Source organism: Calothrix sp. 336/3 (genome assembly GCF_000734895.2).
Taxonomy (GTDB): Bacteria; Cyanobacteriota; Cyanobacteriia; order Cyanobacteriales; family Nostocaceae; genus 336-3.
Genome location: NZ_CP011382.1, coordinates 5,720,134 through 5,743,468 on the forward strand (window position 1 = coordinate 5,720,134; position 23,335 = coordinate 5,743,468).

The 23,335-nt window shown below is 42.3% G+C and carries 12 protein-coding genes; 8 read left to right on the forward strand and 4 right to left on the reverse strand.

The genetic code is table 11. The features are described 5' to 3' along the window. Positions 1 to 276 precede the first annotated feature (276 nt). From IJ00_RS23890 to IJ00_RS23915, 6 genes are all read left to right on the forward strand, one after another. The gene (locus IJ00_RS23890; protein ID WP_052754528.1) at positions 277 to 2,478 is read left to right on the forward strand and encodes a pentapeptide repeat-containing protein; all 2,202 of its coding nucleotides are present in this window, start codon (positions 277 to 279) and stop codon (positions 2,476 to 2,478) included. 68 nt (positions 2,479 to 2,546) lie between these two features. After that, positions 2,547 to 5,228 (forward strand): chloride channel protein, encoded by a 2,682-nt coding sequence (locus IJ00_RS23895; RefSeq protein WP_035157517.1) that lies wholly within the window; start codon positions 2,547 to 2,549, stop codon positions 5,226 to 5,228. Between the two features lie 86 nt (positions 5,229 to 5,314). Then, positions 5,315 to 6,892, forward strand: coding sequence for a B12-binding domain-containing radical SAM protein (locus IJ00_RS23900; protein ID WP_035157520.1), 1,578 nt, complete (start codon positions 5,315 to 5,317; stop codon positions 6,890 to 6,892). An 87-nt stretch (positions 6,893 to 6,979) separates the two neighbouring features. Then, positions 6,980 to 7,186 (forward strand): hypothetical protein, encoded by a 207-nt coding sequence (locus IJ00_RS29760; protein ID WP_035157523.1) that lies wholly within the window; start codon positions 6,980 to 6,982, stop codon positions 7,184 to 7,186. A 149-nt stretch (positions 7,187 to 7,335) separates the two neighbouring features. Then, on the forward strand, positions 7,336 to 9,558 hold the full coding sequence (locus IJ00_RS23910; RefSeq protein WP_052754529.1) for an NACHT domain-containing NTPase: 2,223 nt from the start codon (positions 7,336 to 7,338) through the stop codon (positions 9,556 to 9,558). A gap of 31 nt (positions 9,559 to 9,589) precedes the next feature. After that, positions 9,590 to 12,997: a HEAT repeat domain-containing protein gene (locus IJ00_RS23915; protein ID WP_035157524.1), complete on the forward strand. Its 3,408-nt coding sequence runs from the start codon at positions 9,590 to 9,592 to the stop codon at positions 12,995 to 12,997. Positions 12,998 to 13,421: 424 nt separating this feature from the next. Here the strand turns inward: IJ00_RS23915 and ilvA are convergent, their stop codons facing one another. Next, complete coding sequence (gene ilvA / locus IJ00_RS23920) at positions 13,422 to 14,933, reverse strand: threonine ammonia-lyase, biosynthetic (protein ID WP_035157526.1); 1,512 nt, start codon at positions 14,931 to 14,933, stop codon at positions 13,422 to 13,424. Positions 14,934 to 15,350: 417 nt separating this feature from the next. Between ilvA and IJ00_RS23925 the strand changes: the two genes are divergently transcribed. Continuing rightward, positions 15,351 to 18,197, forward strand: coding sequence for a CHAT domain-containing tetratricopeptide repeat protein (locus IJ00_RS23925; RefSeq protein WP_238178385.1), 2,847 nt, complete (start codon positions 15,351 to 15,353; stop codon positions 18,195 to 18,197). Between the two features lie 241 nt (positions 18,198 to 18,438). Further along, complete coding sequence (locus IJ00_RS23930; protein ID WP_035157529.1) at positions 18,439 to 18,639, forward strand: hypothetical protein; 201 nt, start codon at positions 18,439 to 18,441, stop codon at positions 18,637 to 18,639. 174 nt (positions 18,640 to 18,813) lie between these two features. Here the strand turns inward: IJ00_RS23930 and IJ00_RS23935 are convergent, their stop codons facing one another. The 3 genes from IJ00_RS23935 to IJ00_RS23945 form a co-directional block, all read right to left on the reverse strand. Beyond that, positions 18,814 to 19,509, reverse strand: coding sequence for a rhomboid family intramembrane serine protease (locus IJ00_RS23935; protein WP_035157531.1), 696 nt, complete (start codon positions 19,507 to 19,509; stop codon positions 18,814 to 18,816). 198 nt (positions 19,510 to 19,707) lie between these two features. Then, complete coding sequence (locus IJ00_RS23940) at positions 19,708 to 21,351, reverse strand: acetolactate synthase large subunit (RefSeq protein WP_035157534.1); 1,644 nt, start codon at positions 21,349 to 21,351, stop codon at positions 19,708 to 19,710. Positions 21,352 to 21,708: 357 nt separating this feature from the next. Further along, positions 21,709 to 23,076, reverse strand: a complete 1,368-nt coding sequence (locus IJ00_RS23945) for an NAD-dependent succinate-semialdehyde dehydrogenase (protein WP_035157537.1) — start codon at positions 23,074 to 23,076, stop codon at positions 21,709 to 21,711. Positions 23,077 to 23,335: the final 259 nt, after the last annotated feature.

Below are 23,335 nucleotides of genomic sequence, written 5' to 3' on the forward strand. Positions count from 1 at the left end.
ACCCCTACCTGGATATTTGTATCATCATTAAAGTGAAATCGTATAAGACGTTTATATCCCCGACTTTTTGGAAAAGTCGGGGATCTGGTATATTTGTCATCCCTAGGGAAAATCATGGTATTTTAAACAACAATGTATAAAACCTTTCTATTTTTTATTTTGATTTTCTATGGCTTAGGGGAAAAGGAATAACATCAGTTTCCGCAGAGTCGAAGTTTGAACCCCACCCGCAAAACAAACTTATTTTAATGTCACCCTCAAGGAGACACTGACACAGTGAAAGCACAGGAATTACTCAGGAAGTATGCAGCAGGGGAAAGGGATTTTCGCGGGGAAAATCTCCGGGGACAGTGTTTTAAGGGGAAAAACCTGGCAGGGGCAGATTTTAGCAAAGCAGATATTCGCAGTGCAGATTTTAGTCATGCCAATTTAACTGGGGCGAATTTTAGGGGAGCGAAAGCGGGATTACAAAAGCGGTGGGCGATTTTCCTGCTTGCTGTTTCCTTCTTGATGTCAGTGCTGTCAGGGTATTGCTCTATTTTCGTAGGTGCTATTGTAGCGGCAATATTTGATGGCTCAATTCTATATAAAGATAATCCAATTGTAGGAACAATTACAGGCTGGGTTTGCTTAATTTTGCTGATTATCTTCTGTGTAGTTACTATTCGCCAAGGAATCGCAGCTGCTTTTGGAGCCGTAGCCGTAGCCTTCGCCGGAGCCGTAGCCGTAGCCGTAGCCGTAGCCGTAGCCGTAGCCGTAGCCGTAGCCGTAGCCGTAGCCTTCGCCGTAGCCTTAGCCGGAGCCGTAGCCTTAGCCGTAGCCTTAGCCGGAGCCGTAGCCGGAGCCGTAGCCGGAGCCGTAGCCGGAGCCGTAGCCTTCGCCGGAGCCGTAGCCGGAGCCGTAGCCGGAGCCGTAGCCGTAGCCGGAGCCTTTACTTTATTTGCTGCTTACATCGCTTGGCGAGCTATGAAAGGGGACGAAAAACAAGCCCTAATTCGCAATGTTGCTGTGGCTTTTGCAGCTACGGGTGGTACGAGTTTTCGCGGTGCGACTTTAACAGATGCCGATTTTACCGGAGCTACCCTGAAAAATACGGATTTGAGAACAGCTATTCCCATCCGTACCCGTTGGCGAGATGTGAAAAAACTTGACCTAATTCGTCCAGGAAATACTTACCTGAAAAACACCCAAGTCAGGCAATTATTGCTGACAGGACAGGGACAAGACAAGAATTTTGATGATTTGAAACTACGGGGAATCAATTTACAGGGTGCGAATTTACAAGACGCAAGTTTTATCGCCGCAGATTTAAGCGCAGCGAATTTACAAGACGCTGATTTATCGAGAGCGAAACTCAAACAAACCCAACTGGACGCAACTGACTTGACTGGTGCAACTCTCACGGGTTCCTTCATCGAAGATTGGGGAATTACTAGCAGCACCAACTTTACTGGGGTGAGGTGCGAGTATGTGTTTATGCGAGTCCCCACGAAGGAACAGCCCGTTCCTCTGCGCAAGCCAGATAATCATGCAGAAGTGTTTGCTGATGGGGAATTTGGCGATTTTATTAAACCGATTGTTGATACCCTGGATTTATACCACAACCAAGGAGTTGACCCCAGAGCGATCGCAATTTCCTTCAAAGAGTTAGTCAAAAATAACCCCGATGCAGAATTAGAAATTGTCGCCATGGAAAAGCGGGGAGAAGATAAATTTTTACTGCGGGCAAAAGTTACACCGGAAGCTGATAAGTCGCAACTCAGTGCAGAATATTTTGACACTTATAATCAAATCAAAGGCTTACCAGAACAAGAAATTAAAGCCTTAATTGCCGAAAACTCTCACCAAATTCGTGAATTAAAAAGTGCAGTCATGACAGTATTAGCAGCTGACAAACGACGGGGAATTTTGCTGATGTCAGCTAACCCCATAAATACCAGCAAGCTGCGCTTAGACGAAGAAGTGCGAGAGATTAAAGAGGGTTTAAAACGCGCCAAACAACGGGAATCATTCATCATCGATACAGCCGAAGCGGTACGCTACCGAGACATCCACCGAGCAATATTAGACTATGAACCCCAGATAATTCACTTTTCTGGACATGGTGACGGGGAAAGTGGTTTAGCTTTTGAAGATGAAACTGGCAACATGAAATTAATTGATACCGAAGCGATCGCGGAACTGTTTGAATTATTCTCTGATCAAGTAGAATGTGTAGTCTTAAATGCTTGTTATTCGGAAGTCCAGGCACAAGCCATAGTCCAACATATTAACTATGTGATTGGTATGAATCAAGCAATTCCAGATAAGGCAGCGATCGAATTTGCCATTGGTTTTTATGATGCTTTAGGTGCGGGTAAATCTGTGGAGTTTGCCCATAAATTGGGTTGTAATTTGATTAAAAGGGCTGGTGTTTCTGGGGCATTGATTCCCCAATTGTTAACAAAGCCCCTGCTTCTTGACACTCCCCACGGCTAAAGCCGAGGGATTCCAGCGTCATTGACTTTCCTTGCTGTTACTGGACTTGCGTCCAATATCCCGACATAATGTCAATCCCAAATCTCAAAGCTCAGATTCAAAATAGTATCAATCAATTAATTCGTGCAGTTTGGCAACCAAGAAAAGGTTTAGCGATCGCCGAAGCTTCTGTAATTGGTTTAGTGGCTGCATTCTCTGCCGTATTCTTGAAAGTCGGTTCTGGTTGGTTGGGTACTTGGCGAGTTCATGCTTCCCACATTCTACCCCCTTGGATTATTCTGCCTGTGGTAGGTGTGGTTTTCGGTTACTTATCGGGTGTGATGGTGCAACGTCTAGCACCGGAAGCTGCTGGTAGTGGGATTCCCCATGTCAAAGCCTCCCTGGCAAATATTCCGGTGAAATTATCTTGGCGTGTGGCTATTATCAAGCTACTTAGTTCCATTTTGGCTTTAGGTTCAGGCTTGACTTTAGGGCGGCAAGGTCCCACGGTACAAATAGGGGCAGCTCTGGCAGGAGGGATGAGTCGTTGGGTTCCCACTTCCCCCGATCATCGTCGGCAAATGATTGCCGCAGGAGCAGGAGCAGGTTTAGCAGCAGCATTTAATGCTCCCATTGCCGGGGTATTATTTGTGGTGGAAGAGTTGCTACAAGATTTATCGGGGTTAACCCTGGGTACGGCAATTATTGCTTCCTTTATTGGGGGGGTTGTCTCCCGCTTATTGGGGGGTAGAAGTTTACAACTCAACTTACAGTTAACAACTTTTTCTAATAGTTTTTCCATCCCCGAAATTCCCTTTTATCTCTTACTGGGTATTTTAGCTGGTGTTTTAGCTGCATTCTTTAACAGGGGGCTGTTATTAAGTCTGCAATTATACCGTAGGCTCCACGTTAGTTTGCCCTTGAGAGTGGCTTTAGCTGGCTTAATTTCGGGAATTGTAATTTCTTTACTACCACAATCCTTCCGTGATAATACGGGACTGCGAGAGTTCGTCATTAAGGGTTCTACCAATGCACCCCTAGCTGCCATGACTTTTGTTGCCCAATTTTTGCTAACTCTAGTCGCCTTTGGTTCTGGTGCTCCGGGGGGGTTATTCGCGCCCAGTTTAATTTTGGGTTCTACCCTGGGTTATCTTGTGGGAGTGTTTGAGCATGAGGTTTTAGGGGTTGGCTCTGCTACCACCTACGCTTTAGCAGGAATGGGAGCTTTTTTTAGTGCAGTCTCCAAAGTTCCGATTACGGCGATCGTGATTGTCTTTGAGATGACAACGGATTTTAATTTGGTATTACCTTTGATGGTAGGTTCTGTGACTTCCTACCTTGTGGCGGACAAATTATTTCCCGGTTCTCTCTATACTCGTCTGTTATTGCTCAAGGGTATTGATATTCAACAACAAAGTTCCGTAGAGGGTGTACTGACAAAGTTAACTGCCCAAGAGGTGATGCAAAGACGGGTAGAAAGTCTGGATGTGGAGATGAGTGTAGATGAAGCAATGCAAGCATTTTCCCATTCCCATCATCGAGGTTTTCCCGTAGTTGAGGAAGGGGAGTTAGTGGGAATTGTCACCCAAACTGATTTGTTGAAAGTCAGGGAAATTAACCCGCAAAAAGAGTTAACTTTACGGGAGGTAATGACACCCCAGCCTGTGACTGTCACACCGATACATAATTTAAGTAATGTGCTGTATTTGCTGAATCGACACCAAATCAGCCGTTTGCCAGTGGTGGAAGGACATCGACTGATTGGGATTATCACCCGTGCAGATATTATTCGCGCCGAGGCAGATCACCTTAATTGTAATAATCGAGAATCAGGTCCCCAGGCAGAACCATCCTATGTGGTTTACCATACGCGATCGCCAAGTGTGGGACGAGGCAGATTACTAGTTCCCGTAGCAAACCCAGAAACCGCCGCCACCTTATTACAAATGGCAGCCGCGATCGCCCGCGATCGCCACTATGAAATCGAATGTGTGCAAGTAATTCTCGTCTCTCGGCAAAGTTCTCCCGCCGAAACTGCGGTCAAAACTACCCCCAGTCGCCGACTATTACGAGTTGCGGAAGTCTACGGCAAAAAATGGAAAATACCAGTACATACACAAATTCGTGTTGCCCATGACACCGCCCAAGCTATCCTGGAAACGGTGAAAGAGCGCCATATAAATTTAATCCTTATGGGCTGGAAAGGAAATACATCTACCCCAGGACGGATTTTTGGTGATGTTGTCGATACCCTGATTCGCCAAGCTAATTGTGAAGTAGTTCTCGTAAAATTGGCAGAGAATCAACAATTACCATCCCTGGGAAATCATCCCGCCACCCTACCGATACCGGACTTTCCCTCATCCCAATTCAACCGTTGGTTAGTACCGATGGCAGGAGGTCCCAATGCCCGCGAGGCGATAAAATTATTACCAGCCTTAGTCACCCTGGGCAATGACCCCAAAATTCGCCTCACCAGGGTAATTCAACCGACAGAAACAGAGCCAGATATGAAAGTTTTAGAAGAGGCAATCCGTCAACTGATGCGTCGTCGGCAATTAGCTAGTACGGTGGTTGCGGCTCCAGTTAGGGCAGAATCAGTACCAGAAGGCATCATTCAACTAGTAAATAATGGACATTATGACGTGGTAGTTCTAGGTGCTTCCCGTGAAGGAATGCTACAACAGGCAATTAAGGGGAACATTCCCGAGGCGATCGCCTCTGGAGTAGATAGCACCGTAATTTTAGTTAGGAGTGCCATTAGCAGTTAAACCTGTTGTTTAATTTCATACAAACAGACCATATCTGGTATTGTTGGGCTATAAAAGTCAAAATTTGTCATGATGCAGGATACTGAATGAATATATTACTTCTCTATCCCAAGTTTCCCAAAAGTTTTTGGTCCTTTGAAAAAACCCTGGCATTGCTGAATCGCAAAGCGATGCTACCTCCTTTGGGTTTAGCCACTGTTGCCGCAATTTTGCCCCAGGAATGGAATTTTAAACTTAGCGATCGCAATATTCGTGAAGTTACAGAGGCAGAGTGGGCTTGGGCTGATATCGTGATTCTCTCGGCAATGATTGTCCAAAAAGAAGATTTACTAGAGCAAATTCGGGAAGCCAAACGCCGTGGTAAACTCGTTGCTGTGGGAGGTCCCTACCCCACTGCCCTACCTCAGGAAGTCTCCAATGTCGGGGCAGATTATCTGATTTTGGATGAAGGGGAAATCACCCTACCCATGTTTGTTGAGGCTATCAATCGAGGGGAAACTTCCGGTGTCTTCCGATCTAACGGGGAAAAACCCGATGTCACCAGTACACCCATTCCTCGTTTTGATTTACTCGAATTTGATGCTTACTCGGAAATGTCGGTGCAATTTTCCCGTGGTTGCCCCTTTCAGTGTGAATTCTGCGATATTATCGTTCTCTACGGTCGTAAACCCCGCACCAAAACCCCTGAACAAATTTTGGCTGAACTTGATCGCCTCTATGAGTTGGGGTGGCGACGTAGTATTTTCATGGTAGATGATAATTTTATTGGTAATAAACGTAACGTTAAGTTATTCCTCAAGGCATTGCAACCTTGGATGGTAGAACATCACTATCCCTTTTCCTTTGCGACGGAAGCATCCGTAGATTTGGCAAAAGACCAGGAATTGATGGATTTGATGGTTGCTTGTAATTTTGGTGCGGTGTTCTTGGGAATTGAAACCCCCGACGAAGAAAGTCTCAGTCTCACCCAGAAATACCAAAATACCAGGGATTCCCTCAGCGAATCGGTATTACAAATTACCCGCTCCGGTCTGCGAGTCATGGCAGGATTTATCATTGGCTTTGACGGTGAAAAATCTGGTGCCGGTCGGCGAATTGTGCAGTTTGTGGAGCAAACTTCTATCCCTACTGCCCTATTTAGTATGTTGCAAGCGCTTCCTGATACCGCTCTGTGGCATAGATTAGAAAAGGAAGGTAGACTGCGACAAAAGTCCGCCAACATTAATCAAACAACTTTGATGAATTTTGTTCCTACCCGTCCCCTAGAAGAAATTGCCAGGGAGTATATCGAAGCTTTTTGGGAACTCTACGAACCATCTAAGTTTCTTGATCGCGCTTACCGTCACTACCGACTCTTGGGAGAAGCTACCTATCCCAAAAAAGGTAAGAAAGCCAAAAAACCATTGAATTGGGTGACAGTGAGAGCATTACTGATTATTTGCTGGCGACAAGGTGTACTACGTGAAACCCGGTGGCAGTTTTGGCGACACTTAGGAAGTATGTACAGACATAATCCGGGGGGAATTAGCAGTTATCTCTCAGTTTGCGCCCAAATCGAGCATTTTATGGAATACCGGGAGATTGTGCGTTATGAAATTGAGAGTCAATTGGCAGATTTCTTAGCCACGGAAAAACAGCCACAACCAGAAGCTGTCAAAGCTTAAAGTTTCAAACAATTCCATACCGAGCTTTTCAACCATGGGGCAAAACATATTGACAACGTAAATACGTTGTCCCGTCATATTTAAAGTATGGATGTGTATTTTGCCCTCAATGGTGTCGGTTTCGTTTGGAACGACGAGAAAGCTCGGATTAACCCCAAAAAACATGGCGGTGTGACATTTCAACAAGCCGCAGAAGTACTATTCAGATATTATTTCATGCCTTATATCCAAACTCCTGGGAGCAAGGCTTTTGCTCACACAATTCCCGTTGAACTCATGTTGCTGAAGATTTAACTCTTCAAAACTTTTCAAGCGTCCTCTTAGCCCCACAGGTACAACATACCCTACTGGCTAACCTTAAAAAAATATAAGAATTTATGCGGTAAGCCATTGACAATATAATACTATTTATACATTTATATTACCGAGTTCAAAAATTTATAATGCTATTCATAGAGCCTTTAGTTGCTTGGGGCGTTGTTGATGCTGTCGGTTTTGTTTTTAAACCGATTATGGAAAAATTTGCGAGTCTAGCTATAGATACTTTAGAAGATTGCGTTAAAGATTTTTTTGGTGTCTGTATTCAAGACAAATTAGATCTAGCTAAAAATATATCTTTAAAAATTGCCTTTGGTAGATCCAAAAAGGAATTTTTAGGTTTACTTCAACAAGAATTTGAAGATAATGATATACAAAAAGATGAAATGTTAAATTATTTAGATGATTTAAGTACATTTCTTTCGTCTAAACCAGTTCTTGAAGAATTGGGTAAAGCGTTTAAAGAAAGCTTAGGAGTTCCTACATATCACCAAAACGATTTATTCGTTAATCCTACTACATTATTAATGATTTGGAATAATTTGAACTTAAAACCTTTACCAGAAGGTTTTAATTGGCAGCGGCTTGTTAAACGTTATAAAAAGAAAGTTGACTATATTTTACTTGAGACTGATAAATTAAGGGAATTATTGGATTCACAAAATTTGTCTAGAATTAGAGAGGAGATTGAACAAAATACTCCCATTAATGCAAATTTTGATTTACGCCGTTATCAGTCCAATTTACTTAATGCTTATAGCAAACTCAAGTTGGAGAGTTTGGACACTAGTGGTTATAGTTATAGCCTTGATTTATGGAAGATATTTGTTCCGCAACGTATGCAACAGCAGGAAGTTACACCGGCAAATATTTTTTTTGTTTCGGATATATTTAATGATCGGCAAAATTATAGGTACACTGTTATTTTAGGGAATCCTGGCTCTGGTAAATCTACTTTATCTCAATATATAGCATTGCAATGGGCAAAAACCCCAAGCAGTAGTTTAGAACTACAAGAATTACCTTTATTGATTGAGTTGCGTAATTATACTGAAAATCAAGAAAAATCGCGGTGCAGAAATTTTTTAGAATATTTTGCTCAAGGAAGTGGTGTACTTGGCGGAACTCTTAATCAAAAAGAACTGAATGAATGGTTAAAAACTCACGAATCAATAGTGATATTTGATGGATTAGATGAAATACTTGATCAAGGAAAAAGAAAAAATGTAACTATTGATATCATTAATTTTACAACAACCTATCCCAAAGCGCGAGTTTTAGTAACCTCAAGGGTCGTTGGTTACGAACAGCAGCGTCATCGATTCAGGGATGCAAATTTTATTCACTTCATGCTACAAGATTTAGATCAAGGTCAAATTGAGGGATTTATTACTCAATGGCATGACTTAGTTTTTTTAGATCAATATGAAAAAAAGCAAAAAAGCGATCGCTTGCTAAAATGTATCCAAAAGCCTACATTTAAGGAACTCGCAGGGAATCCTTTACTACTAACCATGATGGCAATTTTGAATCGACATGAAGAATTGCCAAGAGATAGAGCAACTCTTTATGAACATGCGTCAGAAGTTCTGTTGCAAAAGTGGGATGCAGAAAGAAAATATTTGCCAGATCACACCAGACTCGAATATCACGATAAAAAAGAGATGCTGCGTGAAATTGCTTTCAAAATTCTATCAGATGCAATTAAAAGTGCCAATAGCTTAATTATAACTAAAGAGAATCTCGAAACCATTCTGAACCAATATTTGGAAGATAAAAAAATTAATAACGCTTATTTGCAAGCTAAGTCATTACGAGAACACCTAACTAACCGCAGTTTTATTTTATGTTTTTTGGGGGGGAATAGTTATGGCTTTGTGCATCGGACTTTTTTAGAATATTTCTGTGCTTTGTACTTTTTAGATAAATATCAACACGAACAGACTATGAGTCTGGATCAACTTAAAGAAGAAGTGATTATCAACCGATGGACAAACGAGACTTGGCATGAGGTAATTGTTTTACTTACTGGATTGATTCACGAAAGCTTTGCGGCTGAACTTATAGATTGTTTAGCAGAACAAGATGGACAACCACGTAATTTTGATAATTTAATATTGGCAGCAGAATGCCTGCAAAATGTTAGAAATCGTTACCCAGTTCGCGAAACAGACAAAAGATTGCTGGATAGAATTAAAGATTTGGTAGACAATCAGCCACTGCTTACAGATGAAATCCGTAATAAAGCTATCGCAGTTATCAAAACTACCTGGACAAATGACTTCATCAAAACTACCTGGACGGATGACTCGGAAACATTACAGTGGCTTGCAGCTTTAGACCAGTAAAATAGAGTCAGAGTCATGGAGTTAAGCATTGATGGTAGAACGCCTAGTTGCATGGGGAATAGCAAATTCAGCCGGGTTTGTCTTTAAGACTCTCCTAGAGGAACTGGCGCGGGTAAATTTAGACAAATACACCCAAAAGTTTTTCTCGGAAACTTTACAATATTTACTATCTGGTGTACAAATTAGCCAGCAACAAACGTTAGAAATTGCCTTTGGTCAAGCTTTGAAAGAATTTTTAAGCTTGGTACAACAAGAGTTAGAAGATGCAGATTTGTCTGAAGCAGAACTCAAGCAATATGTTAAACCCTTGCAGCAGTTTATTCAGCATGAAATTGTACTTATAGAATTAGGAAAGCCATTTCTAGTCGATGCAGCAACTAATGCGAGTAGTTTAGAGGCAATTTGGGATGAATTAAAATTACTGCCGCTATCTGATAATTTCAACTGGCAAATTTTAACTAGACGATATCAAAGAAAAGTTAAAGCTATTCTGCAAGATTCAGATGAATTGCGTTCTATCTTAAATACTCAAAAGCTTGAAGCAATCCAGCGCAACATTAAAGAAATCGCTGCTATTGCACCGGACTTTGATTTAATACATTATCGCCGAGAAATTCAAAAAGCTTATGGTCATCTCAGGCTTGATTCCTTTGATACTTCAGGTTATAGCTACAGTGTGAAGCTATGGAATATGTTTATTCCGCAAAATGTGCGTGAAGTTAATGAAACTTTACCACAAATTTATGAGTTACCAAAAGAGGAATTGGAACGGCTCAAAAAAAGTAATGGGCTAGAAGAAGATGTTGATATTAAACCAGAAATTTTAGAACAATATAAACGAGCTTATAGTCAACAAACTAGCCGCTCTGTATTAGAAATACTTGAACTAAGGCAAACTTATAAACACATAGTTATTTTGGGCGATCCTGGTTCTGGCAAGTCTAGTTTACTGCAATATTTAACACAGCAATGGGCAGAAACACCTATTGAAGATTTGTCATCGTCATCAATTCCCTTGCTAATTGAGTTACGTACTTACATGCGTAGCCGGGATAATCATGAATGCAGAGATTTCTTAGAATTTTTTCAGCAGGGAAGCGGGTTTGTTTGTTTTCTCAATCAGCAGCAACTCGATACATTGCTTAAAAGTGGTAAAGCCTATGTGATGTTTGATGGCTTAGATGAGGTATTTGAGCCAAATAAACGGGAAGAAGCCATTACAGATATTATTAAGTTCACGAATAACTATCCACTGGTACGAGTGCTGGTGACTTCTCGCGTCATTGGTTATAAGCCGGCAAGATTGCGAGATGCTAATTTTCGGCATTTTATGCTGCAAGACTTAGAACCAGAGCAGGTTCAAGATTTTATTAATCGCTGGCATGATTTTGCTTTTAGCGATCCTTTAGATAAACAAAGAAAAAAAGAACGTTTAGAAAGAGCAATTCAGGATTTTCAGGCGATTCGCCAGCTTGCTAGTAATCCTCTGCTGTTAACAATGATGGCAATTCTCAATCGCAATCAAGAATTACCAAGAGACAGATCGGAACTTTATAATCAAGCCTCACGAGTTTTGCTACAGCAATGGGATTTAGAAAAACTTTTGATTAATGTAGAATCAGCAAGCATTGATTATAAAGATAAGCAGGCGATGTTACGTCAAGTTGCCTATAATATGCAAACCAACAAAAAAGGTTTATCAGGTAACTTGATTCATAAAGATGCTTTAGAAAGCATTTTAATCAAATATTTGCAAAATATAGGAGTTCATCAAGAAGAAAGAATAGCGCAGTTGATCATTGGGCAACTACGGGAGCGTAATTTTATTTTATGTTTTTTAGGTGCTGATTACTATGCTTTTGTGCATCGGACTTTTTTAGAATATTTCTGCGCTTGGGAGTTTGTTTGGCAGTTTGAGAAGGAACGCAATATTACAATTGATTCTCTCATTGATGATGTTTTTGGCAAACATTGGCAAGATGAAACTTGGCATGAGGTATTGCGGCTAATTGCGGGAATGATTGATGCCAAGTTTGTTGGCAAGATTATTGAGTATTTGATGAATCTAAATGGTGAAGAAGAGAAGTTTATTAACCTGTTTTTAGCAGCTAAGTGTTTTTCAGAAGTGAGAAATCCTTTAATAGTTCAGCCAGAAGCAGATAAGTTATTTAAGAAAATTCAAGATTTAATTAAATATGACTTTCCTTATTACTATGACTACTTCAGTGAAGAAATAAATTTAGTTAGGGAAATTAATACGCAAGCTGTTGCAACAGTTGCTGCTATTTGGAAAGATGACCCCCAAACCAAAACTATCCTGCAAACTCGCGCCCAGGATGATGAACGTTGGGAGGTGCGAGATGCAGCTATCCAAGCATTAGCCAGCAATTACAAAGATGACCCCCAAACCAAAACTATCCTGCAAACTCGCGCCCAGGATGATGAACGTTGGGAGGTGCGAGATGCAGCTATCCAAGCATTAGCCAGCAATTACAAAGATGACCCCCAAACCAAAACTATCCTGCAAACTCGCGCCCAGGATGATGAACGTTGGGATGTGCGAGATGCAGCTATCCAAGCATTAGCCAGCAATTACAAAGATGACCCCCAAACCATAACTTTCCTGCAAACTCGCGCCCAGGATGATGAACGTTGGGATGTGCGAGATGCAGCTATCCAAGCATTAGCCAGCAATTACAAAGATGACCCCCAAACCATAACTATCCTGCAAACTCGCGCCCAGGATGATGAACATGAGTATGTGCGACGTGCAGCTATCCAAGCATTAGCCAGCAATTACAAAGATGACCCCCAAACCATAACTATCCTGCAAACTCGCGCCCAGGATGATGAACATGGGGATGTGCGACGTGCAGCTATCGAAGCATTAGCCAGCAATTACAAAGATGACCCCCAAACCATAACTATCCTGCAAACTCGCGCCCGGGATGATGAAGATGGGGATGTGCGACGTGCAGCTATCGAAGCATTAGCCAGCAATTACAAAGATGACCCCCAAACCATACCTATCCTGCAAACTCGCGCCCAGGATGATGAAGATGGGGATGTGCGACGTGCAGCTATCGAAGCATTAGCCAGCAATTACAAAGATGACCCCCAAACCATACCTATCCTGCAAACTCGCGCCCAGGATGATGAAGATGGGGATGTGCGACGTGCAGCTATCCAAGCATTAGCAAAGCACTTCCAATATCAACCTGATTTGTTTAACACTTACCACCACTGTGCCAGAAATGACCCCTTTGAAAGCAAAGAAAGATGGCAAACTATCCCTCGGCGCGTTGCAGTGGAGATAATTATTAAACAGTATCCTCACCATGAGCAGACTCTACCACTGTTGCGTGACAGAGCAGAGAATGATCCGGATGAAGAAGTGCGGGAGTATGCTCAGAAGAAGTTGAAGCAGTGGGAAGGGTGAGTATTAGGAATAACATATCTTAAGTTAGGCTCATTAGAATATTCCGCAATTGCCACCAAGACAATTGAATTTGTATTGAGTAAGGTGTAAATGTGACTTCAGTATTTGGTAAATTTTATACCAGATATTCAGTACCGCCCTCACTATATGAATTTTTTTGTCCCTTTGTATGACTTCAGAGAATACCACAAAAATAAAATTTCCCTTATGGCACTACCTTAATCAACCCCTATTCAGTCGCCATAGTCAACTGATTTTAAGTCCGAGACGTTTTGCCTATTTCCATAGAGTCACCCTATTGGAAAAATGTTTTGCTAAAAATTACGATCCTAGAAGATTGTATTAATTAAAATATAATGACAGACCAAGATTTGCAGTAGAGACACGGTTTTTCGTGCCTCTTGCTGCTTAGGGAATAGGAAAACTATCCTAAAAACAACTTGTAAGCAGGATTCTTATTTTCATCCCAATATTGATAACCGAGGGTATCGAGAAAAGCTTGCCATTCAGTCATCTCATGGGGTGGAACTTGGATACCCACTACTATACGTCCATAGTCTGCCCCATTGTTGCGGTAGTGAAATAAACTAATATTCCAGTTGGGACTCATAGAGCCGACAAATTTCATCAATGCACCGGGACGTTCGGGGAATTCAAAACGATATAGTAATTCATTATCTGCGAGGGAAGAGCGTCCTCCTACCATATGACGGATATGGAGCTTGGTTAATTCATCATCGGTTAAATCGATGGTTTGAAAACCGCAGTCTTCAAAGGTGCTACGCATTTTCACCCTTTCTGCCCTATTTTGGACTTGCATACCGACAAAGATATGGGCAGTTTGTTCATCAGCAATCCGGTAGTTAAATTCTGTCAGGTTGCGTCTACCAATACAGTCACAGAAGTTGCGCAGACTACCAGCTTTTTCAGGAATGGTGACAGCAAAAATTGCTTCTCGACGTTCTCCTAATTCTGCTCTTTCCGCGACAAATCGCAGACGGTCAAAATTCATATTTGCACCACAGGCGATCGCGATCAAGGTTTCTGCTTCTATTTGCTCCCTTTCTACATAAGCTTTCGCTCCGGCGATCGCCAATGCTCCCGCAGGTTCTACAATTGACCTAGTATCTTCAAATACATCCTTGATGGCAGCACAAATATCATCGGTGTCTACCAAAATAATATCATCGACATATTCTTGGCATAGTCGAAACGTCTCTTCACCGACTTCTCGCACTGCTACCCCATCCGCAAATAAACCCACTTGGGATAGACGTACTCGCTTTCGAGCTTGCAAAGATTGATACATGGCATCGGCATCGGCAGGCTCAACACCAATAATTTTAATATCGGGACGAATACGTTTGACATAGGCAGCAATCCCGGAAATTAAACCACCGCCACCAATTGCCACAAAAATTGCATGGATAGGTTTCTGGTGTTGGCGCAGGATTTCCATACCAATGGTACCTTGTCCAGCAATCACATGGGGGTCATCAAAGGGGTGAATAAAGGTTAAACCCTTCTCTGTTTCCAATTGACGAGCATAGGCGTAGGCATCATCATAGGTATCGCCGTGGAGTACCACCTCCCCTCCCCGTGCTTTGACGGCGTTGATTTTGACTTGGGGTGTAGTCACAGGCATAACAATGATTGCCCTAGTACCTAACTGACTAGCCCCCAAAGCCACACCCTGAGCATGATTTCCCGCCGAAGCTGCAATCACACCCTGAGCTAACAAATCGGGTGGCAGGTTTGCCATCTTGTTATAAGCACCACGCAACTTAAAGGAAAATACTGATTGCATATCCTCTCGTTTCAGCAACAGATTGTTGTTGAGGCGGGCTGAAAGATTAGGAGCAAATTCCAGTGGTGTTTCCTGGGCTACATCGTATACGCGAGCAGTGAGAATTAGTTGCAGGTAGTCGCAAAACATGGGTATGGGTAGATGAGCGAGTGCCGGATGGAGTTTAATTTTACGGCAGTTTTGTACCTATTTCGTCTATTTTTTTTGGCGATCGCACTTGACAATTAAGACAGTCGCTACGATTCTACAATTCTGGTGGAGACGCTCCGGCGGAACGTCTCTAATTGCTGTAAATCTTGTTGCGAAAACTGAAACCAACTTCACTCAGTCTTCACTTTAGCTTTAAGCTGACCAGTATATACTTCAGTATATCTCCGGAAATATAAAAATTATTCTTATCATCGCAACCGTATTTATACGGTCTCAATCGCTACTACCAAAAATTTTAATTGAGGGCAGAAAATGAACAGGTGCAGAAATAAACAGCGATTCATCAAGTTTTCACTTGGTCAAATCAACTATTACAGCTTAATTTGCCTATTAAGCATGATTTTTCTCTCAGATTCAGTGGGAGCAAGAATTCAGCGAACAGAGTTGCAAATAGCACAGCAGCCAACAACTAAGCAGCCAAACGCCACCCGCGCAGAGGCTGGGAAGTTAACCCAAGAAGGATTGAAATTATTTCAACAAGGAAGCGCAGAATCTCTGGTTGCAGCGAGGAAAAAATGGGAAGCAGCACTGGTTTTGTGGCAGAAATTAGGGGATAAACAATGGCAAGCTACTATCCTTACAGCGATTGGTCGAGTCTACGACAGTTTAGGAGAAAAGCAGGAAGCACTAAAATACTACAACCAAGCTCTACCGTTATTCCGTGCAGTGGGCAACAAGGGTGGGGAAGCTACTACCCTGAATAATATTGGTAGTGTCTACGACAGTTTAGGAGAAAAGCAGGAAGCACTGAAATACTACAACCAAGCTCTACCGTTAATCCGTGCAGTGGGCAACAAGGGTGGGGAAGCGAATACCCTGAATAATATTGGTCTAGTCTACTCAGATTTAGGAGAAAAGCAGGAAGCACTGAAATACTACAACCAAGCTCTACCGTTATTCCGTGCAGTGGGCAACAAGGGTGGAGAAGCTACTACCCTGACTGGTATCGGTGCAGTCTACTCAGATTTAGGAGAAAAGCAGGAAGCACTGAAATTCTTGAACCAAGCTCTACCGTTATTCCGTACAGTGGGCGATCGTCGTGGGGAAGCTACTACCTTGATTAATATTGGTGCAGTCTACTCAGATTTAGGAGAAAAGCAGGAAGCACTGAAATACTTCAACCAAGCTCTACCGTTATTCCGTACAGTGGGCGATCGTCGTGGGGAAGCTGCTACCCTGACTGGTATCGGTGCAGTCTACTCAGATTTAGGAGAAAATCAGGAAGCACTGAAATACTTCAACCAAGCTCTACCGTTATTCCGTACAGTGGGTGATCGCCGTGGGGAAGCTGCTACCCTGAGTAATATTGGTTTAGTCTACTCAGATTTAGGAGAAAAGCAGGAAGCACTGAAATTCTTGAACCAAGCTCTACCATTAATCCGTGCAGTCGACGATCACCATGGGGAAACTGGAATCCTGGGGAATCTTGCTAGTCTGGAACGCAAACAAGGAAACCTCCAAGCATCCCTCAAACACATCGAAACTGCCATCCAAATCATCGAAGCACTCCGTAGTACCTACACCGACCAAAACCTCAAAACCCAATACTTCGCTACAGTTCAAGGCTACTACCAATTCTACATTGACTTGTTGATGGAACTGCACAAAAAAGACCCATCAAAAGGATATAATACCCTGGCTTTTAACGCCAGTGAGCGCTCCCGCGCTCGTAGTCTCATTGAATTACTGACAGAATCCCAAGCGAAAATCCGTAAAGGTGTTGACCCTAAATTACTACAACAGGAAACAGAAATCCAGCAAAAAATTGATGCTCAGGAAAAACTGAAAATTGAATTATCCCAACAGGAAAATATCAACAGCACAATTAATAAAATTGCTCAAGCAGACGCACAACTCAACACCCTCAGAGCAGAATACAAAGAACTACAAAATAAAATTCGCATATCTAGCCCTGCCTACGCAAATATCAAATATCCCCAACCTCTCACCCTCTCCCAGGTACAACAGCAAGTCCTAGATGAGGAAACAGTTCTTTTACAATATTCCCTCGCTGCGGAGCGTAGCTACCTGTGGATGGTGACAAAAACGGGAATGCGAAGCTTTGAGCTAGCTAAACAGTCAGATATTGAAGAATTAGTTGAAAATTACCGAGACTTATTAGAAAATCATCCCGATGAAATCATTCCTGTTCAACTTAAAGAGGGGCAAATAGCAGCCAGAAAACTGAGTCAAATCCTCCTACAACCCGTAGTTAAGGAATTAGGGAATAAACGTTTACTCATCGTTGCTGATGGGGGATTGCAATCGATTCCCTTCGGAGTTTTACCTATACCCAGCTTACCAATTAATCAACAAACTGGGGATGGTTTTAAGTCTTTTCTCCTAGCAAAACACGAAATCGTCTATTCTCCCTCAGCAACGGTGATTGCAGAATTACGCAAGGATTTACAAAAGCGCAAACCAGCAGAAAAAGCTTTAGCAATATTTGCTGATGCGGTGTTTGGTTGTGAAGATAGAGATTGCACTAAACGAGATACCCGTCTTCAGTCTCTCAAGGGACAAAAAACTCCCAGAATTATTAATCGTCCAGATAATACCGATGTTTTGGCATTAAAAAGAGCCGCAAAAAACAACCGTGATTTAGAGGGGCGTTTACCTGCAACTAAGAAGGAAGCTGAGGGTATTTTATCTCTATTTGAGAAAAACTCGACTTTCCAAGCCTTTGATTTTGCTGCGAGTCGGGAAAATGTCCTCAATCAAAGCTTGAATCAGTATAAGATTGTGCATTTTGCTACCCACGGCACAGCGAATTTTGAGAATCCAGAGCTATCGGGGATTGTGTTGAGTTTGTTTGATAGCAAGGGTAAAGGAATTAATGGTTATTTGCGTTTAGTCGATATTTTCAACTTGAATTTAGCCGCCGAGTTAGTTGTTCTCAGTGCTTGCGAGACGGGAATCGGCAAGGAAACCAAGGGAGAAGGCTTGATGGGGTTGACAAGGGGATTTATGTATGCAGGTAGTCCCCGTTTAGCGGTGAGTCTCTGGAATGTGAATGATGAGAGTACTTCGGTGTTGATGCAGAAGATGTATAAAAAGATGTTGCAAGGGAAGATGACTCCTGCTGCGGCTCTGCGGGCTGCTCAACTGGAGATGTTGGAGAGTAAGGAATATGCTGATGCTCACTATTGGGCAGCTTTTACCTTGCAGGGTGAGTGGAGGTAAGGAATTCAGCTCCCTGTTCAGATCCCGGACTTCTCCCAGAAATCGGGGATCTAGCGGGGGTATATAAAAATTTACTAATCAAGATAATCAGAAATAAATCAAAAATTATTTCAAATTTATTTCTGTAAAGAATGTCATTTTCCTAAGATTTATATTTATTTTCTATTTCCTGTCTCTAGCATCTCTAGAGATTCCTATACTGATGTGTATTCCTATCGTTGGTATAACGAGGAGATTGGAAATGGTTCATACATACGAAGTATTGGTTGATATTCGGGAGTTTAGCGACCTAGCCAGCAATCCTGTCAGACAAGGAACAGAACGTTACGAAATTGATGCCGAATCTAAGGAAAAGGCTGATGGTATGGCATTTAAGAAAGCGAAGATTGAGCATCCCCAAGGCACTGAATATGATGTGAGAGTAACTCGGTTACTACGATAAACATAACAGCTAATTAATTAAGAATTATATTGATTTTTTAGCGGCGTGGTAACTATCTGCGCTGCTATTTGTATAAGCTTAAAGGAATTAAACCTCATCTATTTTAAGAACTTTCCTAATCCAGATATTGATTCCTGATGTCGCAATAGCTAAACTTTTCACCATAGACAAGGTTTATTTTGCAAAAATTCGTAAAATTATCACACCAATAACCAATCCCATACCATGTGCCCAATAACCAATAGTACCTGAATTGGCTCCGGGAATATTCAAGCTACCAATACCATAAAATAGTTGTTGTACAAACCACCAAAAGCCGTAAAAATAGGCTGGTAATTGGAGGGGAACATAAGCAATTACCAGGGGAAAGATAGTATCAATTTTGATGTGAGAATATCGGTAAATATAGGCTCCAAGAATAGCAGCGATCGCCCCATTTGCTCCAACTAAGGGAGTTGTCAAATTTGGTTCGATGATAATTTGGGCAATCCCTGTCAAGGAACCACAGAGCAAGTAAAATAATAAATATTTGCGATGTCCTAAGAAATTCTCTAAGGATTTGCCAAAAACCCAGATATATATCGAGTTACCCAGGATTTGGGAAAAACTGCCATGGATAAACATCGCTGTCAGGATGCTACCCGAACGCAGTAAAGCGTATACTCCTGCTGCCAAGTTACCAGTAGATAATTGGGCGATCGCTGTACTCAAAATAGCCGGAGTTAATCCCCAATTACTGACAAAACTATTTAAATCCCCAGTGATACTCATGCGTAACTCTGCCAGAAATAGAAACAGATTCATACCGAGAACACAGTAAGTGATAATCGGTTTTTTCTGGAGTTCTAGGTAGTCACTAATAGGAATCATAATTCTTGGTAATTGCTAATTGAAAATAGGCAATATTTTGATGAATTAACTATTACCTAAGGATGATTACCAACCAAGAAAATATTAACAGATACCTGACTTCGGAACCAAGCCAGGTATCTATATACCCACAATCTATATCGCTGAGAGTGCAGTTAATAAAGATTGGAAGGTAGGTATTTTTAATCAGAAATTACCTTAAACATCGCAACTGAGTTCACCCGCTTTCTGGGTAAATTTACTATTCTCTCTGTAATCTACAGGACAATCAATTACCGTAGGTACATCTTGAGCAAGAGCTTCTTTCAAGACTGGGATTAAATCAGTTGCAGATTCAACTCGGTAGCCTTTGAGACCCATGCTTTCGGCAAATTTGACAAAATCAGGGTTCGTGAAATGGACAAAAGCAGAATGCCCCTTACCGAAATGGTTTTCCTGTTTCCACTCAATTAACCCATAGCCGCCATCATTGAAAACTAGGGTGACGAAGGGAGTACCGACACGGAGAGCGGTTTCTAACTCTTGACAGTTCATCATGAAACCACCGTCACCAGTCACAGCAATCACCTTGCGGTTAGGATGTACCATTTTCGCTGCTAAAGCTCCCGGAATGGCAATACCCATGGCGGCAAAACCATTGGAAATTATACAGGTATTAGGACTATGGCAGTGGTAATGGCGAGCAATCCACATTTTATGAGCACCGACATCGGAAATGACAATATCATCTGGTCCCATCACCTGGCGCAAATCGTAAATTAATTTTTGCGGTTTGATGGGGAAACCGTCATCCTTAGCGTATTGTTCGTAGTCTGCGCGGATATTGCCCCGTAAAGAAATCGAGTAGGGGTTGGGTTTACCCTGGCGATCGGCGACTTTGGAAATTTCTGCCAAGGAATCAGAAATATCACCCACAACTTCTACAGTCGGGATATAGCTGCTATCAATTTCCGCAGGGTGGGTAGCAATGTGAATGATGGGAATTTTGCCATCAGGATTCCATTTTTTGGGAGAAAATTCAATTAAGTCGTAACCGATCGCGATGACTAAATCAGTATTATCAAAGCCACAGTTGACAAAATCCCGTTGTTGTAAACCGACTGCCCACAATGCCAGAGGATGGGTATAGGGAATCACACCTTTACCCATAAAAGTATTGGCAACGGGGATATTCATTTCGGTGGCAAACTGAGTCACCGCATCACTAGCATTAGCACGGATGGCTCCGTTACCAACTAGGATGATGGGGTTAACAGCTTGAGAAATTACCCCAGCTGCGGAACGGAGACTAGCAAAGGAAGCAAAGGTTTTATCCTGCTTGTCAATCTTCAGAGGTTTGCCTTCCACATCCATGGCAGCAATATTCTCTGGTAAATCGATATGTACTGCACCAGGTTTTTCACTTTCTGCCCGTTTAAAAGCTTTGCGGACAACTTCCGGGGTAATACTGGGGCGGACAATTTGTTTGTTCCATTTGGTGACAGGGGCAAACATCGCTACCAAGTCGAGGTATTGGTGAGATTCGATGTGCATTCTGTCCGTTCCCACCTGTCCAGTAATTGCCACAAGGGGCGCACCATCTAGGTTAGCATCGGCAACGCCAGTCATTAAATTAGTTGCCCCTGGTCCAAGGGTAGAAAGACAGACACCTGCTTTTCCGGTTAAACGTCCGTAAACGTCTGCCATAAATGCTGCACCCTGCTCGTGACGGGTGGTGATAAATTGAATGGAAGAATGTTTTAAAGCTTCCAAGACGTGTAAATTTTCTTCGCCAGGGAGTCCAAATACATACTGCACCCCTTCATTTTCTAAGCACTTAACTAGTAATTCAGCTGTATTCATGTATTTATGCCTCACTGTCTTAAAAAATCAAGTAGGAATTTAGGGAGAAAGATGGGACATCTGGTAGAAATCAATGATTGCTGATGGCAATGATTGTAGAGAGGTAAAATTTTACTTCTCCACATCAGTGGTAATTGATGAGGTGAATTTTGGTGATTCGTCTTATCAAGTTATAAAAGGTGATTGGTGGTGAGATTGCCGACTTGTTGTCAAAGTCAGTGATAAGCTGCAACGCATCTCAATTTCTATAGCTGCACATCAGCTTATAATTACCCGCAACCTTTTTCCTTACCTATCATCAGTAAAAATCTATTTCTACAAGCGGTCGATGATTTTTTTAATACCCTTGTCCTTTTCCTACTTCACCCATACTGTTTTAACATTGACAAATTCGTGTATGCCTTGAATACTTAATTCCCTGCCATATCCAGAGCGCTTAATTCCTCCGAAAGGCAGACGGGGGTCGGATTTGACCATCCCATTTATAAATACTGCCCCAGCGGCGATTTCTCGAATCAAGCGGTGTTGTTGGTTAGTGTCCTTTGTCCAAGCACTAGCACCTAAACCAAAGGGTGTATCGTTGGCAAGGTGGATAGCTGTATCGATATCAGGGACAGAGAAAACTAGGGCAACGGGACCAAAAAATTCTTCTCTAGCGATCGCGCTGTCTTGGGGTACATCTATAACTATGGTCGGTGGGTAATAATTCCCTGGTAATTCTGTAATTGGTTGCCCTCCGGTGAGAATTTTGCCACCCACTGCCAAGCATTTTTGTACCTGTGCGTCTAATTCTTGGAGAATTCCCGGTGTTGCCATTGGTCCGATGTCGGTTTCTGGTGACATGGGGTCGCCGACTTTTAAGGATTGGAATTTTTCTAAGAGTAATTTGGTAAATTGGTCAGCGATCGCCGCTTCCACAATAAAGCGTTTAGCTGCTATACATGATTGCCCATTATTCAACATTCTGGCTGTAGTCGCTGTGGCAACTGCGGTGTCTATGTCAGCGCTTGCTAACACGATGAATGGGTCACTACCCCCTAATTCTAAAACAGTTTTTTTAATTTCTTTGCCTGCGGCTGCCGCCAGGGACATACCTGCGGGTTCACTACCTGTGAGTGTTGCAGCTTTTACCCGCTCATCTGCAATGATACTGTTCACCTTGGAAGCGCCGACCAACAGAGTCTGAAACACACCTAGGGGAAATCCTGCCCGACTGAGAATATCTTCAATAGCTAGGGCACACTGGGGCACATTGGAAGCGTGTTTTAAGATACCGACATTTCCCGCCATTAAAGCTGGAGCGGCAAAGCGAAATACTTGCCAGAAGGGGAAATTCCAGGGCATCACTGCCAAGATAATACCGAGGGGTTGGTAACAAACAAAGCTGTTGCTTGCATCACTTTCCACAGGTAAATCTGCTAACTGTTGGGGGGCATTTTCTGCGTAGTAGCGACAAACGACAGCACATTTTTCCACTTCCGCGATCGCGCTTTTGTAGGTTTTGCCCATTTCTAAAGTCATTAACCGGGCAAGTTCGGCTTTTTCCTGTTCCAGAATAGCTGCCGCTTGATTTAACCACTGCGATCGCTCTGAAAAAACCGTCTGCCGATACTTGACAAAAGCCTGCTGTGCTAAATCTAATTTGGCGGTAATTTCTGTATCCGTTAGTTCTGGGAAAGTTTTGAGGGTTTCTCCTGTGGCAGGATTAATAGTGGCGATCGGCATACCCTGACCTCCTGTGTAAGGAATGATGAAAGATTTACTACTCAGTAATTACGAGCGGCTGATGAATTTGCTCTGACTGGGAAAATATGCAACTAGGAGCCATTACCCGGAAAAATCAAATTGACGCAGCCTACCTACAATCAAATTCTAGTCTTACTTTCTCGGATAGGTTACTAACTATTAAACTTTCTCAACCTAAAAGGAAATTAAAATTACACAAAAAACAGTATAAATACTGACGCTGTTTTCAAACCCCAAG

Coding starts and splice junctions, on each gene's coding strand:
- IJ00_RS23895 (WP_035157517.1), top strand. CDS start 2,547: ATGTCAATCCCAAATCTCAAAGCTCAGATTCAAAATAGTATCAATCAA.
- IJ00_RS23900 (WP_035157520.1), top strand. CDS start 5,315: ATGAATATATTACTTCTCTATCCCAAGTTTCCCAAAAGTTTTTGGTCC.
- IJ00_RS29760 (WP_035157523.1), top strand. CDS start 6,980: ATGGATGTGTATTTTGCCCTCAATGGTGTCGGTTTCGTTTGGAACGAC.
- IJ00_RS23910 (WP_052754529.1), top strand. CDS start 7,336: ATGCTATTCATAGAGCCTTTAGTTGCTTGGGGCGTTGTTGATGCTGTC.
- IJ00_RS23915 (WP_035157524.1), top strand. CDS start 9,590: ATGGTAGAACGCCTAGTTGCATGGGGAATAGCAAATTCAGCCGGGTTT.
- ilvA (WP_035157526.1), bottom strand. CDS start 14,933: ATGTTTTGCGACTACCTGCAACTAATTCTCACTGCTCGCGTATACGAT.
- IJ00_RS23925 (WP_238178385.1), top strand. CDS start 15,351: ATGATTTTTCTCTCAGATTCAGTGGGAGCAAGAATTCAGCGAACAGAG.
- IJ00_RS23930 (WP_035157529.1), top strand. CDS start 18,439: ATGGTTCATACATACGAAGTATTGGTTGATATTCGGGAGTTTAGCGAC.
- IJ00_RS23935 (WP_035157531.1), bottom strand. CDS start 19,509: ATGATTCCTATTAGTGACTACCTAGAACTCCAGAAAAAACCGATTATC.
- IJ00_RS23940 (WP_035157534.1), bottom strand. CDS start 21,351: ATGAATACAGCTGAATTACTAGTTAAGTGCTTAGAAAATGAAGGGGTG.
- IJ00_RS23945 (WP_035157537.1), bottom strand. CDS start 23,076: ATGCCGATCGCCACTATTAATCCTGCCACAGGAGAAACCCTCAAAACT.